Origin of the sequence: Flavobacterium sp. 103, assembly GCF_003096795.1 — a bacterium.
GTDB lineage: Bacteria > Bacteroidota > Bacteroidia > Flavobacteriales > Flavobacteriaceae > Flavobacterium.
The window spans coordinates 2,610,831-2,625,447 of sequence record NZ_QENX01000001.1 but is presented as its reverse complement, the minus strand read 5'-3'; the positions used below and the strand labels follow the sequence as shown (position 1 = coordinate 2,625,447).

The 14,617-nt window shown below is 34.0% G+C and carries 8 protein-coding genes; 6 read left to right on the top strand and 2 right to left on the bottom strand.

What is annotated here, in order from left to right; translation table 11 throughout:
• The first annotated feature begins 6 nt into the window (after nucleotides 1-6).
• Nucleotides 7-2,880, top strand: a complete 2,874-nt coding sequence (locus C8C85_RS10715; protein ID WP_116797064.1) for a triple tyrosine motif-containing protein — start codon at nucleotides 7-9, stop codon at nucleotides 2,878-2,880.
• 48 nt (nucleotides 2,881-2,928) lie between these two features.
• On the opposite strand, the gene C8C85_RS10710 is transcribed toward C8C85_RS10715, so the two are convergent.
• The gene (locus C8C85_RS10710) at nucleotides 2,929-4,215 is read right to left on the bottom strand and encodes a UDP-N-acetylmuramoyl-tripeptide--D-alanyl-D-alanine ligase (protein WP_116797063.1); all 1,287 of its coding nucleotides are present in this window, start codon (nucleotides 4,213-4,215) and stop codon (nucleotides 2,929-2,931) included.
• A 65-nt stretch (nucleotides 4,216-4,280) separates the two neighbouring features.
• Nucleotides 4,281-5,981, bottom strand: a complete 1,701-nt coding sequence (gene gldJ / locus C8C85_RS10705; protein ID WP_116797062.1) for a gliding motility lipoprotein GldJ — start codon at nucleotides 5,979-5,981, stop codon at nucleotides 4,281-4,283.
• Nucleotides 5,982-6,197: 216 nt separating this feature from the next.
• Here gldJ and porU point away from each other — a divergent pair, with 216 nt between their 5' ends.
• From porU to C8C85_RS10680, 5 genes are all read left to right on the top strand, one after another.
• Nucleotides 6,198-10,025, top strand: a complete 3,828-nt coding sequence (gene porU / locus C8C85_RS10700) for a type IX secretion system sortase PorU (protein ID WP_116797061.1) — start codon at nucleotides 6,198-6,200, stop codon at nucleotides 10,023-10,025.
• Between the two features lie 42 nt (nucleotides 10,026-10,067).
• The gene (gene porV / locus C8C85_RS10695; protein ID WP_116797060.1) at nucleotides 10,068-11,234 is read left to right on the top strand and encodes a type IX secretion system outer membrane channel protein PorV; all 1,167 of its coding nucleotides are present in this window, start codon (nucleotides 10,068-10,070) and stop codon (nucleotides 11,232-11,234) included.
• A gap of 111 nt (nucleotides 11,235-11,345) precedes the next feature.
• Entirely contained in the window at nucleotides 11,346-11,828 is a 483-nt protein-coding gene (gene cdd, locus C8C85_RS10690; protein WP_116797059.1) for a cytidine deaminase, read from the top strand.
• 161 nt (nucleotides 11,829-11,989) lie between these two features.
• Entirely contained in the window at nucleotides 11,990-12,988 is a 999-nt protein-coding gene (pdhA, locus tag C8C85_RS10685; RefSeq protein ID WP_111411594.1) for a pyruvate dehydrogenase (acetyl-transferring) E1 component subunit alpha, read from the top strand.
• Nucleotides 12,989-12,995: 7 nt separating this feature from the next.
• Entirely contained in the window at nucleotides 12,996-14,615 is a 1,620-nt protein-coding gene (locus C8C85_RS10680; RefSeq protein WP_116797058.1) for a pyruvate dehydrogenase complex dihydrolipoamide acetyltransferase, read from the top strand.
• Nucleotides 14,616-14,617 lie beyond the last annotated feature (2 nt).

Sequence of the window (14,617 nt, the reverse complement as noted above, 5' to 3'; positions counted from 1 at the left end):
CAACTCATGAAATTAAAGAGCTTTCTTTTACTGTTTGTTTTGATTAATCTGCCCTACATTTCTTTGGGACAAGTAAAAAAAATTGGATTGCCACATATCAAGAATTTCAGCAGAACAGAATACAAAGGCGGAACCCAAAATTGGAATATCGAACAAGACAAGAATGGTAATCTATATTTTGCAAATAATAATGGTCTCCTGCAATTTGACGGTTCCGCATGGACAAAGTACCCTATGCCAAATGTTACATTTGTTAGGTGTCTTAAAATTGATGCTTCAGGTAGAATTTTCGTTGGAGGTTATGATGAATTTGGCTATTTCAAACCTAATACAAAAGGGAGGCTAGAATACTTTTCTGTTTCCAAACTCATAAAGAAGGATAATCCCAAAATAATTGATAACATTTGGAAAATTCATTTTTTCAAAGGCGCTGTTTTTTTTCAGTCTTTCAAAACCACATATATCTTTAAGAATAATAAAGTAAAAATATTAGAAGCGCCGAACAAATTCCAATTTTCATTTCAAGTTAACGATCAGCTTTATTTTCAAGATCTTTCAATGGGCCTAATGAAGTATAGTAATGGCCAACTTATTCCTTTAAAAGGCACAACCTTTTTGAATAACACAGAAATCTGGGGAATGTTTGCGATGCCAAATAATAAAATATTAATTGCAACTTTGGACAAAGGGCTTTATTTGTATGATAATGAAAGAATGATTCCATGGGAAACCGAAGCCAACCAATTTGTTAAAAAAAATAGTTGTTTGGGAGGATCGATCATTCAAAATGACTACATAGTTCTTAATTCTATTTTGAATGGTATTATTATCTGTGACAGCAATGGAAGAATAGTTCAACAAATCAACCATAAAAAAGGAATACAAAACAACACTGTACTTACATCCTTTGTTGACAGTAAAAGCAATCTTTGGTTAGGTCTTGACAATGGAATCACTTTTATTAACGAAAATTCACCCTTTACCTATTTTGGTTCCAGTTTTGATTTAAGTACGGTTTATGCATCTGTTGTTCATAAAGGGAATTTATATGTAGCCACGAATCAAGGTTTATTTTACCATTCCTGGGATCATACCTTTAAAGAAGATACTTTTAAACTTGTGGAAGGAACAACTGGCCAGGCATGGAACATTCAAGTTGTAGATGGAGAGCTATTGTGTGCACATAACAGGGGTGCTTTATTAATTGATGGAGGAAAATCAATTAAAACTTTAGACAATGTAGGATATTGGATATTCAAGCAAATACCGAATCATCCGAATTATTTAATTGGTTCCAACTACAATGGTTTTTCAATATTTGAAAAAAAAGTAAATGGTTGGCAGTTTAGAAATAAAGTTGGAGGACTTATTAAATCTATTGGGGAATTTGATCTGGACGACAAATCCATTTGGATAAAAAAAGACAATTTAATTCAACAAATGACATTAACCAAAGATCTAAAACAATTTAAGACCATTAAAACATATCAAAATCTAACAAATACAGCCAAAGGGATTGGAAGTATTCAACAGTTAAAAAACAAAATTTATTTTCAGACTAACAATAAATTTTTCAAATATTCCTATGAACAGGGATTATTTTTTGAAGATGAAATGATAACCCGCTTGTTTAAAAACATCCCAAAAGTCAGTACTTTAAAAGAGGACAGTCAAGGAAATATTTGGTATGTCTACAATGAATCCTTAGGAGTGTTAATGAAAAACAAAGACGGTAGTTATAAAAATAGTGCTGCCCCATTCTCTAACTTAACGGGGAATCTAGTCTATAACTATTTATCTATAAACGCTATTAATTCCGAAAACATTTTAATTGGTCTAACTGAAGGCCTTGCTCATTACGATTCCAAACTATTGAATAATTTTGCAAATAAACCAAAAGCTTTCATAAGAACGTTTACGTTCCCAGGGAATACTTTTATACTTGGAAATGGACAAAAAATAATCGAAAACTATGAAATACCGTATTCGTCAAATCAAGTAAAATTTACATTTTCCTCTCCCATCTATGAAAACCTTGAAAATGTCGAATTTTCCTATCAATTAGTGGGCTTTGATGAAAATTGGAGCCCTTGGTCAAATAGTTGGACAAAAGAATACACGAATCTAAAAGAAGGTAATTACATAATGAAAGTAAAAGTCAGAAACAGTTACGGAATCCAATCTGATGAAACCTCAATTGCTTTCAGAGTATATCCTCCTTGGTACAGACATTCATTAGCCTACTTATTTTACCTGTTATTAGCTGCCGGTTGTGTTTACTACATCCGCCTAAGAATCAGAATAAAAATCAGAAAAAACAAACATTTTGAAACACTGGAGCAACGAAGATTGTATTTAGAAAAAGAAACAAAAATCAAGCAAGAGCAATATGAGCTTGAAAAAGAGATTGAAAAATTAGAAAATGAAAAATTGCAGATAAAAATCCTTTCCAAGGACAAGGAGCTTGTAAACAACACGCTGCAGGTTGTTAAGAAAAACAAAATATTAAACGGAATAATTCATAAATTAAAAGACATCAACACGAGCTCCTTTGATGAAGCAACTAAAGCTCAATTCACAAAATTAAACAGAAGTATCACCAAAGAAGTGAATACAGACAAAAGCTGGAAGGACCTTGAAAAACACCTCAAAAATGTACATTTTGATTTCCTGAAAAAACTAAAAGAAAAGCATCCTTCAATTTCACCAAGAGAAATGGACTTAGCCACTTATTTATTAATGAATATGTCCACCAAAGAAATTGCTGAGTTCATGAATATATCAACTGGTGGTGTAGAATTGGCGAGATATCGCCTAAGAAAAAAATTAGATCTAAATCAAAAAGAAAATTTAATTGGTTACTTGATGAGTATCAAATAAAAAAAGCTCCTTCAAATAATCCTGAAGGAGCTTTTTAAATATTAAAAACTATTTTATAAATTCTAAGGTTCGTTCCAAAGCCATTCCTCTGGAGCCTTTAATGAGTATCATGTTATTATCAAACTTTTTGTTTTTAATGGAATCCGAAAAAGTATCAAAGTTTTCAAAGAAAAAGAAGTTTGATTGATTTGTTTGATTCTGATAAAAATCTTTACCAATAAAATAACATTCAATATCATTTTGATTCATCAATAAATCAACAACACCCTTATGCTCCAATAAACTCTCATCTCCTAATTCAAACATATCACCCAAGAAAACAATTTTATTTTCTTTGTTCAAAAGGACGAAATTCTCAATAGCAACCTTCATACTACTAGGATTCGCATTATAAGCATCCAAAATAATTTCATTTGTTCCTTTAGTCATTAATTGCGACCTATTATTTTCAGGAATATAACTTTCCAGTGCTTGTTTAATATCACTTTCTTCAACACCAAAATAAGTCCCTATAGCAATTGCCGCATTAATATTGTTTGCATTATACAAACCAATTAAATGAGTCGAAATGGTGTTTTGAGAATAAGACACAGAAACAAACGGGTTGGCCTCTATGCGACTTATATTAACATTAGCAAAATCTTTACCTATCCCAAAAGAATATGATTGTATAGTTTTCGTCTTTTCAACTTGAATAGGATCTTCAAGGTTAACAAATGCTAATTTGTTATTGTTTGAAAGATAGTGATACATTTCGCTTTTACCTTTAATGACACCTTCTACTCCACCAAAACCTTCAAGGTGCGCTTTCCCAAAATTGGTGATGTATCCGTAATCAGGCTGTGCAATATCACATAGAAATTCTATCTCTTTTTGGTGATTAGCCCCCATTTCAACAATCCCCATTTCGGTTTGTTCATTAAATGACAATAGCGTTAAGGGCACTCCAATATGATTATTTAAATTCCCAATAGTGGCTTTGGTTTTAAATTTTTTCGAAAGTACCACATTAATCAATTCCTTTGTAGTTGTCTTACCATTACTTCCGGTAAGAGCAATTATCGGTAATTTCAAATAGTTCCTATGAAATTTGGCTAATTCCTGCAAAGCCACTAAACTATTTTCAACCAAAACAGTTCTGTCGTCAATGTAATACTCTTTACTATCAATTATCACATAGGAGGCCCCTTTATCTAGCGCTTCCCTTGCAAAAGTATTGGCATCAAAATTATCTCCTTTTATGGCTACAAAAAATGAATTAGATCCAATTTTTCGTGTATCAATTGAAATTGAATTGCATTTCAAAAACAAACTATGAATGTATTTAATATCCATATAAATATAGTTTAAAAAATAAAAGCCCTAATGAAAGGGCTTTTATTGTAATGTATATAAAAAAATTAATTTCTAGGTGATTTTTTTGTGTTTGATTTAGAACCTACTCTAGACATAGCACATCTGAAACCGATGTAATCTGTTGCCATATCTTGAGGGAAGAATCTTCTTTGTGCAGGATCCAACCAATAAGCTCTGTCTCTCCAAGATCCTCCTTTGTACACACGAACTGCATCATTTATCAAAGTAGTTCTTTTACTAGACTTGTCATATTTTCTTTCCATGTTTCCTAAACTGTCAATTTTAACATTGTGTTTAGGAGCATTGTACATGATTTCTTTATCTGAAGTTTTCCCTTTATCAGCGTCAGCACCACCAAACTTATAATATTTACTAGATTGTTTATCACCATCTCTGTAATTAATATTATCGCTTGTACTAAAATTTTGTCTCAAATAAGTTTCATTTTCGTCTACCGGAACTTGAGCAATTTCACCAGCTAAGTATTTAGGCACTAATTTACCGTTACTTAATGTATCAAAAACAACATTTTTATTAGTGATGATTTCAATTTTACCGTCTTTACCAATTTTATTTTTGGTATAAACGTTACCTCTGAAATAGTTAAAATCATTTGTCTCAACATCAACAATAGGTCTGTAAACATCCGCAACCCATTCAGCCACGTTACCTGCCATATCATATAGTCCAAAATCATTTGCAGGATAACTTTTCACTGCATTTGTAATATCAGCTCCGTCATCAGACCAACCTGCGATTCCGCCATAATCTCCATTACCTTGTTTGAAGTTAGCCAATTGGAATCCTTTATTAGATCTTTTTCCAGAACGAGTGTAGCTTCCAGACCAAGGATATTTCTTTTGTCCTTTATAGATATTGTATTCTCTTTGACCGACGTCAGCTGCTGCAGCATATTCCCACTCCGATTCAGTTGGTAGTCTATATTCAGGTAATAAAATCCCTGATGATCTTTGAGCATATACATTTTTCTCTTCAACTACATTACCATTTTTGTCTGGTCTTGGAGCTTTTTTAGACGCTCCTTTTCCTTTCAAAAGAATTTCTTCATTTCCTCCGTAAGTCATTGTAGGTGCAGCCAAATACGTTTCAGAATTAAAATTACTTTCAGCAGAAACATCTAATGTTTTAGCGTTTTTCTTCAAATATCCATTTTTCTCCAAAACAGCTTCGTTTACACGATCCGTTCTCCATTTACTAAATTCAACTGCCTGAACCCAATTTACCCCTACAACAGGATAGTTGGCATAAGCAGGATGTCTTAAATAGTTATTGGTCATTGTTTCATTGTAACCCAATCTGTTTCTCCAAACAAGAGTATCAGGCGAAGCTCCTTCGTAAATATTTTTATAATTTTCTTCTGTTGGAGGGTAAACCTTTTTCAACCATTCAAGGTATTCAAGATACATTAAGTTGGTAACTTCAGTTTCGTCCATATAGAAAGACATAACGTGTTGTTGATTTGGAACATTATTCCAATCATGCATTACATCGTCTTGAACTAATCCTCTTGTAAAAGTTCCTCCTTCTACAAATACCAATCCTGGTCCCGTTTCCTGTGTTTTATGTCCAGCTCCTTTTGTAAAACCGCCTTTAGAACTGCTTACATTCCAACCTGTACCTCTTGAGGCACTCTCGGATTTAGATTTTTTGCTACAACTAGCTAGTCCTAATATTAATGCCAGGGACAGCATTATCTTTAAGGGGATAGTTTTATTTACTTTCATAGTTTCTAGTAGGTGATTATTAAAATTTAGGTTGCGCAATGTAATAATTAAACATTAAATCACAAAACCCTTTTTCAACTTTAATTTGTAATGTTTTAACAGCTGTAATAAAAACGCAAAAATATATTTTTTATTACACAAAACAACGAAAAGAACATTTAATATTTTTTATTTACTTTTAGCAATTATTCACAATACACTTCGCCATCAATTCCAATGAAAAAACTCGTATTTTGTTTTATTCTTTTACTGCCAATAATAACTTTTGCTCAAATAAAAGGAGACATAAATATTGATTGGATAGAAAACAATACTACAACCCCCAATAACAAGTTTCAAACGCCTAGTTTCAAAGGGAACAGTTATTTTTACGACGGGTACAATCAATCCATTTATTACAATTTAAATCTAAAAACTGGTACTGATTTGGACGAAAAAAGTATTCAGATTTCTAATATAGTTTATGAATCCATAGCGACATCAGCTCTTGGAAACTTGAATACCTTTATTATTCCTTCCACGATAAAAACTACACTGTATACATCAAAATCAAGAAATATTAATCAAAATTTCCTCAGAATATCACCAATAATAAAAGAGGGTTCTGGCTACAAAAGAATTAAAACCTTTTCATATACCATAAATAACGGTTCGTCGAGAAAAACCAGTTCGATTAAAAACAAAACGACTATTACAAATTCGGTTTTGGCTTCAGGGAATTGGTATCGTTTTTATGTTGAAAAATCAGGCGTTTACAAAATATCTTTAAAATTTTTACAGGATTTAGGATTGAATTTAAATGGAATTGACCCGAAAAGAATTAAGATATATGGAAATGGCGGAAAAATGCTGCCTTTAGCAAATGACACTTACTACCCGACAGATTTAACAGAAAATGCAATCCAAATTCAAGGAGAAAGCGATGGTGTATTCAATAATGATGATTACATATTGTTTTATGGCGAGGGAATTTATAATTGGAATGACGAAAGTCAAACCAATTTGAATTTATACGATTCGAAATCCTATTATTACATCACCGTAGAAGGAGATAATGGAAAGAGAATATTAAATATGGTACAGCCTACGACTTCAAGTACTTTAAATATTTCAACATATGACGATTATCAATTTCATGAAGTTGACTTAACAAATATTGCTCAAGTCGGACGACAATGGGTTGGCGAATCATTTGAAATTAATCAGGAACAAGAATTTACATTTGATTTTCCAAATATCGACTCATCAATCCCCGTAAAAATAAATGCGGTATTAGCGTCAGCAGCCTACACTCCTACTTCGTTTAAAGTTACAGCCAATAGTCTTGATGTTGGTAATGTAACATTCTCTGCATTAAACACCAATTCAGATATACAATATTTTAATGGAGCACTTCCAAACATCACTACTTTTCCAGCCAGCACTAATATAAAAATCAAATTATCCTATAACAACAATGGAGTACCTGGATCTAAAGGCTTCCTAGACTACATTCAGTTAAAATCAAAAAGTAAATTACAGGGATTCGGAAAACAATTCCCTTTTCAATACGACTTAGCCAGCTCAAATCTTGGAGTTATATCATATGCTTTTTCTAATGCCACTGCTATTTCGCAAATTTGGGATATAACCGACATATATAATATCTCTAAAATAGAAAACAGCAACCAAAGTGCCTTTTCATTCAAAGCAAATTTAGGAGAACTTAGAAAATATATTGCTGTTGATTCAAATGATTACTATACCCCATCAAAAGAAAGCAAATCAAAAATAACCAATTCAAATATAAAAGGAACGCTTTTTAAAAACACCCAAGGTCAATTTCAAGATATTGATTACGTAATTGTTACACCCGAAATTTTAAGACCCCAAGCGGAGAAGCTTGCCAATTTCCATCGAATAAATTCTAATTTAAATGCAAAAGTTATTACTCTTGAATCAATATATCAAGAGTTTTCCTCAGGGAAACAAGACATAGCCGCGATAAGAAACTGCATTAAATACATTTACAATAACGCTTTATCTGTAGATAAAAGAGTACGATATGTAAATCTCTTCGGAGATGCTTCATTTGACTATAAAAAAAGGATAACAAACAACACCAATATTGTACCTATATATGAGTCTTTAACCAGTAATACTATAGGTGAAGCATCATTTGCTTCAGATGACTTTTTTTGTCTAATGGATGATTCCGAAGGAAATATTACTACATATTATGGAGGAGTAGACATCGCTGTTGGCAGAATGCTGGTCAGCACGACCACACAGGCAGACGAAATGGTCAATAAAGTCATCGAATATTATGACAAAAAAGCCTATGGAAGCTGGAGAAATAACTATGTCACACTTTCCGATGATTCAGATAAATCTACTGACGCTTCTCTGCAATCAAGACAAAACACTCTTGCTGATGAAATTACCGTCCAAAAGCCATTTCTGAATGTTTCAAAAATATTTTTGGACTCTTATACACAAGAAGCTTCTGCTGGAGGAGAAAGGTATCCCAAGGCAAAATCTGAATTTTACAACGAATTTGAAAAAGGAGCATTGATCTTTAATTATTTGGGACACGGTGGAGAAGATGGCTTGGCGAGTGAAAGACTTTGGGACAAAGCAGATAGCCAAAGTTTAAGCAATCAGTATAAATACCCATTATTTATTACAATTACTTGCGAGTTTTCTCGTTTTGACAATCCCACAAGACCTACCGCTGGAGAATACATTTATTGGAATTCAAAAGGCGGGGCTATCTCTTTGGTATCTACAATTCGTTCAATTGGACAATTTAGCGCTGAAAATTTCAATGATGTATTTGCAAAAAACCTTTTATCCTATGATTCCAACCAATACGTTTCTATAGCAGAAGCCTTAAGGCTTTCCAAAAATGAAAACCCAAATACTGCAACAAACGTAGTCCTTTATCTTGGCGATCCAGCAATATTCTTAGCTATTCCCAAGCCAAAAGTTGTATTAACCAAAGTGAATGATGTGCCCGTAAATCAAACCCTCCCAGATTTTAAATCATTAGCCAAAATGAAAATATCTGGAGAAATAACCGATGAGAACAATATTCCTTTAACCAACTATAATGGTGTTTTGTCAACTATTTTATTTGATAAAAAAATAACGAAGAGCACTTTAAATAATGATGGCTATAGTCCGGTAATGAATTTCACTACTTTAGGCGAAGCTGTTTTTAGAGGAAATGCATCCGTTACGAATGGTCAATTTGAATACAGTTTTATAGTACCGAAAGACATTCGAATTCCATTGGATACCGGAAAGTTGAGTTTTTATGCCCAAAAAAACGCATTACCAGAAGATGTTACGGGTTATGACACTACAATCAAGGTTGGCGGGGTAAATGAAAATGCGGTCGCAGACAATAATAGTCCAAAAGTGAAGTTATATATGAATGACCAGACTTTTACGTCTGGAGGTATTACCAATGATTCCCCCATATTTATTGCTTATATGGAAGATGAAAGTGGCATCAATACAGCTGGGGGAATCGGTCATGATATTGTAGCTGTTTTAGATAGCGATGTGAGTAATCCCTTTATTTTGAATGATTATTATCAAACCGAACTTGATAATTTCACAAAAGGAAATTTACATTTTCCTTTCCGAAATTTAAAAGCCGGATTACATACAATCACTTTTACAGTTTGGGATGTTTATAATAATGCCACAACATCAGAAATGCAATTTTTAGTAATCGGAGATGAATCCATTACACTTACAAATGTATTGAACTATCCTAATCCATGTGTAAATTACACGGAGTTTTGGTTTACTCATAATAAACCAAACGAACCTTTAGAGGTGCAAGTTCAGGTGTTGACAATAACAGGAAAAGTAGTTTGGACAAAAAACCAAACCATCACTACTCCAGGTTTTTTATCACGTGAAATAATATGGGATACTCGAGATGATTTTGGAAATAAAATTGGAAAAGGGGTTTATGTTTACAAATTAACGGTAAAGGCAACCCTCTCCAATAAGAAGACTGAAAAATTTGAAAAACTTGTGATTCTTTAATAATATAGTATATTTACCCCAAATTAATTTTTATTTAAAAAAATGAAAAGAGCTACTTTACTGATTATATTTTTATATAATTTTAATTTTGTTCATGCACAGGAAAACGTGATTACAACAGCCGTTCCTTTCCTTTTAGTAGCAGCAGATGCTAGATCCGCGGGTATGGGAGATAATGGTGTTGCATCATCAACAGATTCATTTTCTCAACAATGGAATCCTTCAAAATACGCCTTTGCCGAAGACCAACAAGGATTTTCATTAAGCTACACACCCTATTTAACGGATTTAGTAAATGACATATCATTAGCTCAAATAACTTACTATAATAAGTTTAGTGAAAGAAGTGCTTTTGCCGGTAGTTTTCGATATTTTGGTTTGGGCGACATTGAACTAAGAACTGATTTTGATAGCCAAGTTGTACTAGTATCTCCAAATGAATTTGCTTTTGATGTATCTTATTCTCAAAAATTGAGCGAAAAATTCTCAATGGCAGTAGCGGGTCGTTACATAAATTCTAACCTAAAAGTAGCCACAGATAATAATGATGCAACCTCTTCAAGTAGTTTTGCAGTGGATGTAGCCGGATTTTTTCAGTCCGAAGAGATTGCTTATAGCGATTTTAACGGTAGATGGAGAGCGGGATTTAATTTTCAGAACATGGGTCCAAAAATGAGCTATGATAATAATGATATAAATGCCAATTTTCTACCTGCCAATATGAAACTTGGAGGCGGATTTGATTTTATTTTAGACGAATACAATAAGGTAGCCGTAAATTTGGAAGTAAGCAAATTGCTCGTTCCTACACCTCAAAATGCAGTTGATTTAAATGGTGACGGAATAATAGATGCGTCCGAGCAACAACAAAATAGGGACGATTATCAATCTATTGGATGGTTTGCAGGAATGTTTCAATCATTTACCGATGCACCTGGTGGATTTAGCGAAGAACTAAAGGAAGTAACTTACTCTTTAGGATCTGAATATGTGTACCAAGATTCATTTTCATTTAGAGCAGGATATTTTCACGAAAGTCCTGATAAAGGTGCAAGGGAATTTTTCTCGCTTGGAGCAGGTTTTAAATACAGCTCTGTCAAAATTGATGTTTCCTACTTATTCTCAGCCTCTAAGGTACAAAACCCACTGGAAAACACACTGCGTTTTTCTTTAACATTCAATTTTGGAGAGAAATATGAAAGTTTCTAATCCACATTTTACTTTTATACAAAACAAGAATCCAAACTTCAATATTTTGAAATTGGATTTTTTTGTTTTTAATTCTAAATACATATTCAAATAATAAAATAGCTTTAACTAATGAAAGAAATAATAATCACTTCGAAAATTACTGTTTTTGAGACTATTCAGGAATTACCTTTAGTTGATCAAAATCTAATGTTGAAAGCTATTGAAGTTAGACAAAATGCCTATGCACCCTATTCAAAATTCAGGGTTGGAGCTGCCATTCTTTTGGACAACGGTGAAGTTGTTGTTGGTTCGAATCAGGAAAATGCTGCGTATCCTTCTGGACTTTGCGCAGAACGGGTAGCTATTTTTTATGCAGGAGCGATTTATCCTGATGCTACAATTTTGAAAATGGCAATTACCGCTGCCTCAGAAAACAATCAAACAGTTACTCCTGTCCCACCATGTGGAGCTTGCAGACAATCCATAGCAGAATATGAAATTCGACAAGACACCCCTATCGAAATCTATTATATGGGAGAAACAGGGGCAATTCATCAATCAGCATCCCTAAAAAACCTACTCCCTTTTATGTTTGAAAAAAAATTACTTTAAAAAAAACCAAAATTTAGCTTTTAAATTTTAGTTCTTAGTAGGAATGTCTTATTTTTGCATCCCGATCCCTTCGGGGCGCAAATTTGTGGTGAGGAAACTATTTTGCGTTACTAGGTCATAATTGATAATACAATAACACTTAAGCAAAAGAATTATTTCAGATGAAAGAAGTTACAAAAGAAGTTTATTTAAAGTGGTATGAAGACATGTTACTTTGGAGAAAGTTTGAAGACAAACTTGCGGCATTATACATTCAACAAAAAGTTAGAGGTTTTCTACACTTATATAATGGTCAAGAGGCTGTATTAGCAGGAGCTTTACACGCTATGGATTTGACAAAAGATAAAATGATCACTGCCTATAGAAATCATGTTCAGCCAATTGGTATGGGCGTAGACCCTAGACGTGTAATGGCTGAACTTTTAGGAAAAGCTACTGGAACATCCAAAGGAATGGGCGGATCAATGCATATTTTCTCAAAAGAACACCGTTTTTATGGAGGACATGGAATTGTAGGTGGCCAAATTCCATTGGGAGCTGGTCTCGCATTTGGAGACAAATACAATGGAACCGGTGGAGTTACAATGACTTATTTTGGAGATGGAGCTGCACGTCAAGGTTCATTACATGAAGCCTTCAATATGGCAATGTTGTGGAAACTACCTGTAGTTTTTATAGTTGAAAACAATGGTTATGCTATGGGAACTTCAGTAGAAAGAACAGCTAATCATACTGATATCTGGAAACTAGGTCTAGGATACGAAATGCCATGTGGACCAGTTGACGGAATGAATCCAGTGAAAGTTGCCGAAGCAATGACCGAAGCAATTGACAGAGCTAGACGTGGCGACGGACCTACTTTCCTTGAAATGAAAACATACCGCTACAGAGGACACTCAATGTCAGATGCACAATTATACCGTTCAAAAGAAGAGGTTGAAGAGTATAAAAAGATAGATCCAATCACTCAAGTTTTGGATGTGATTTTAGATCAAAAATACGCTACACAAGAAGAAATCGAAGTAATTGATCAAAGAGTAAAAGATCTTGTTGAAGAATGTGTTCAATTTGCTGAGGAATCTCCTTATCCAGAAATCCAACAATTATACGACGTAGTGTACGACCAAGAAAACTATCCATTCACACCTCATAAATTATAAATCAATTATGGCAACAATTGTAACAATGCCTCGCTTGAGCGATACTATGACAGAAGGAACGGTAGCGGCTTGGCTTAAAAAAGTAGGAGACAAAGTAAGCGAAGGTGATATCCTTGCAGAAATTGAAACCGACAAAGCAACAATGGAATTTGAATCCTTCAACGAAGGAACACTATTATATATTGGAATCCCAGAAGGAGAAACTGCTCCGGTAGATTCTTTATTGGCAATCATCGGAAATGAAGGAGAAGATGTTTCAGCTTTAATTTCTGGAGGAACTACTGCACCAGCTGCGGCAGAATCAGCACCAATTGCAACTGAAACAAAAACTACCGAAGCTCCAGCAGCAGATTTACCGAAAGGAGTAATCGTAGTAACGATGCCTCGTTTGAGTGATACGATGACTGAAGGTACTGTAGCTACTTGGTTGAAAAAAGTAGGTGATAAAGTTGTTGAAGGCGATATCCTTGCTGAAATCGAAACAGATAAAGCAACAATGGAATTCGAATCCTTCAATGAAGGAACTTTATTGTTCATTGGAATTCAAGAAGGAAATACAGCGCCTGTAGACAGTCTTTTGGCTATCATTGGCCCTGCAGGAACAGATATTAGCGGAATCGCTGAAAACTATAAAGTGGGTGGAGCTGCTCCAACTGCTGCCGTAGCAAAAGAAGAAGATAAAGTTACTTCATCTGATAAAGCTGCAGAAGCAGTTGAGACAGTAAGTGATGGAAAAAGAATTTTAGCATCACCTTTAGCTAAAAAAATAGCAAGTGATAAAGGAATTCAATTAACGCAGGTGAAAGGAACAGGTGAAAACGGTCGTATCGTTAAAAGCGATATAGAAAACTTTACTCCTGCAACTGCCAGTGCTCCAAGTGCAGCACCTAAAGCCGTAGAAACTGTAAAAGCAGAAGCACCAAAAGTATTTGTACCAGCGGGCGAAGTTTTCACAGAAGAAATCAAAAATTCGCAAATGCGTAAAATCATTGCGAAACGTTTGGCTGAATCATTGTTTACAGCACCTCATTACAACCTTGTAATTGAAGTAACAATGGACGAAGCAATGCAATCGAGAGCAGTTATCAATAGCGTTCCGGATACCAAAGTATCTTTCAACGATATGGTAATAAAAGCTTGTGCATTGGCCTTGAAAAAACACCCAAAAATAAATTCTCAATGGAAAGAAGACGCCATCATCATCAATCACCATGTAAATGTAGGTGTAGCTGTAGCTGTTGAAGATGGATTGGTAGTTCCTGTACTAAGATTTACTGATGCAATGAGTTTATCACAAATTGGCACAAGCGTTAGAGATCTTGCTGGTAGAGCCAAAAACAAAAAATTATTACCAACTGAAATGGAAGGAAGTACTTTTACAGTATCTAACCTTGGAATGTTTGGTATTACTGAATTTAATTCTATCATCAATCAACCAAACTCTGCTATTTTATCAGTAGGGGCTATTGTAGAAAAACCAGTAGTTAAAAACGGTCAGATTGTAGTAGGAAACACAATGATGCTTTCATTGGCTTGCGACCACCGTACAATTGACGGGGCAACCGGAGCACAGTTTTTACAAACATTAAAACAATACATCGAAAATCCAGTAACTATGCTTGCATAAAC

Bases quoted from the DNA above. Each gene is read 5' to 3' on its own strand.
- C8C85_RS10715 (WP_116797064.1), top strand. From the start codon at position 7: ATGAAATTAAAGAGCTTTCTTTTACTGTTTGTTTTGATTAATCTGCCC.
- C8C85_RS10710 (WP_116797063.1), bottom strand. From the start codon at position 4,215: ATGGATATTAAATACATTCATAGTTTGTTTTTGAAATGCAATTCAATT.
- gldJ (WP_116797062.1), bottom strand. From the start codon at position 5,981: ATGAAAGTAAATAAAACTATCCCCTTAAAGATAATGCTGTCCCTGGCA.
- porU (WP_116797061.1), top strand. From the start codon at position 6,198: ATGAAAAAACTCGTATTTTGTTTTATTCTTTTACTGCCAATAATAACT.
- porV (WP_116797060.1), top strand. From the start codon at position 10,068: ATGAAAAGAGCTACTTTACTGATTATATTTTTATATAATTTTAATTTT.
- cdd (WP_116797059.1), top strand. From the start codon at position 11,346: ATGAAAGAAATAATAATCACTTCGAAAATTACTGTTTTTGAGACTATT.
- pdhA (WP_111411594.1), top strand. From the start codon at position 11,990: ATGAAAGAAGTTACAAAAGAAGTTTATTTAAAGTGGTATGAAGACATG.
- C8C85_RS10680 (WP_116797058.1), top strand. From the start codon at position 12,996: ATGGCAACAATTGTAACAATGCCTCGCTTGAGCGATACTATGACAGAA.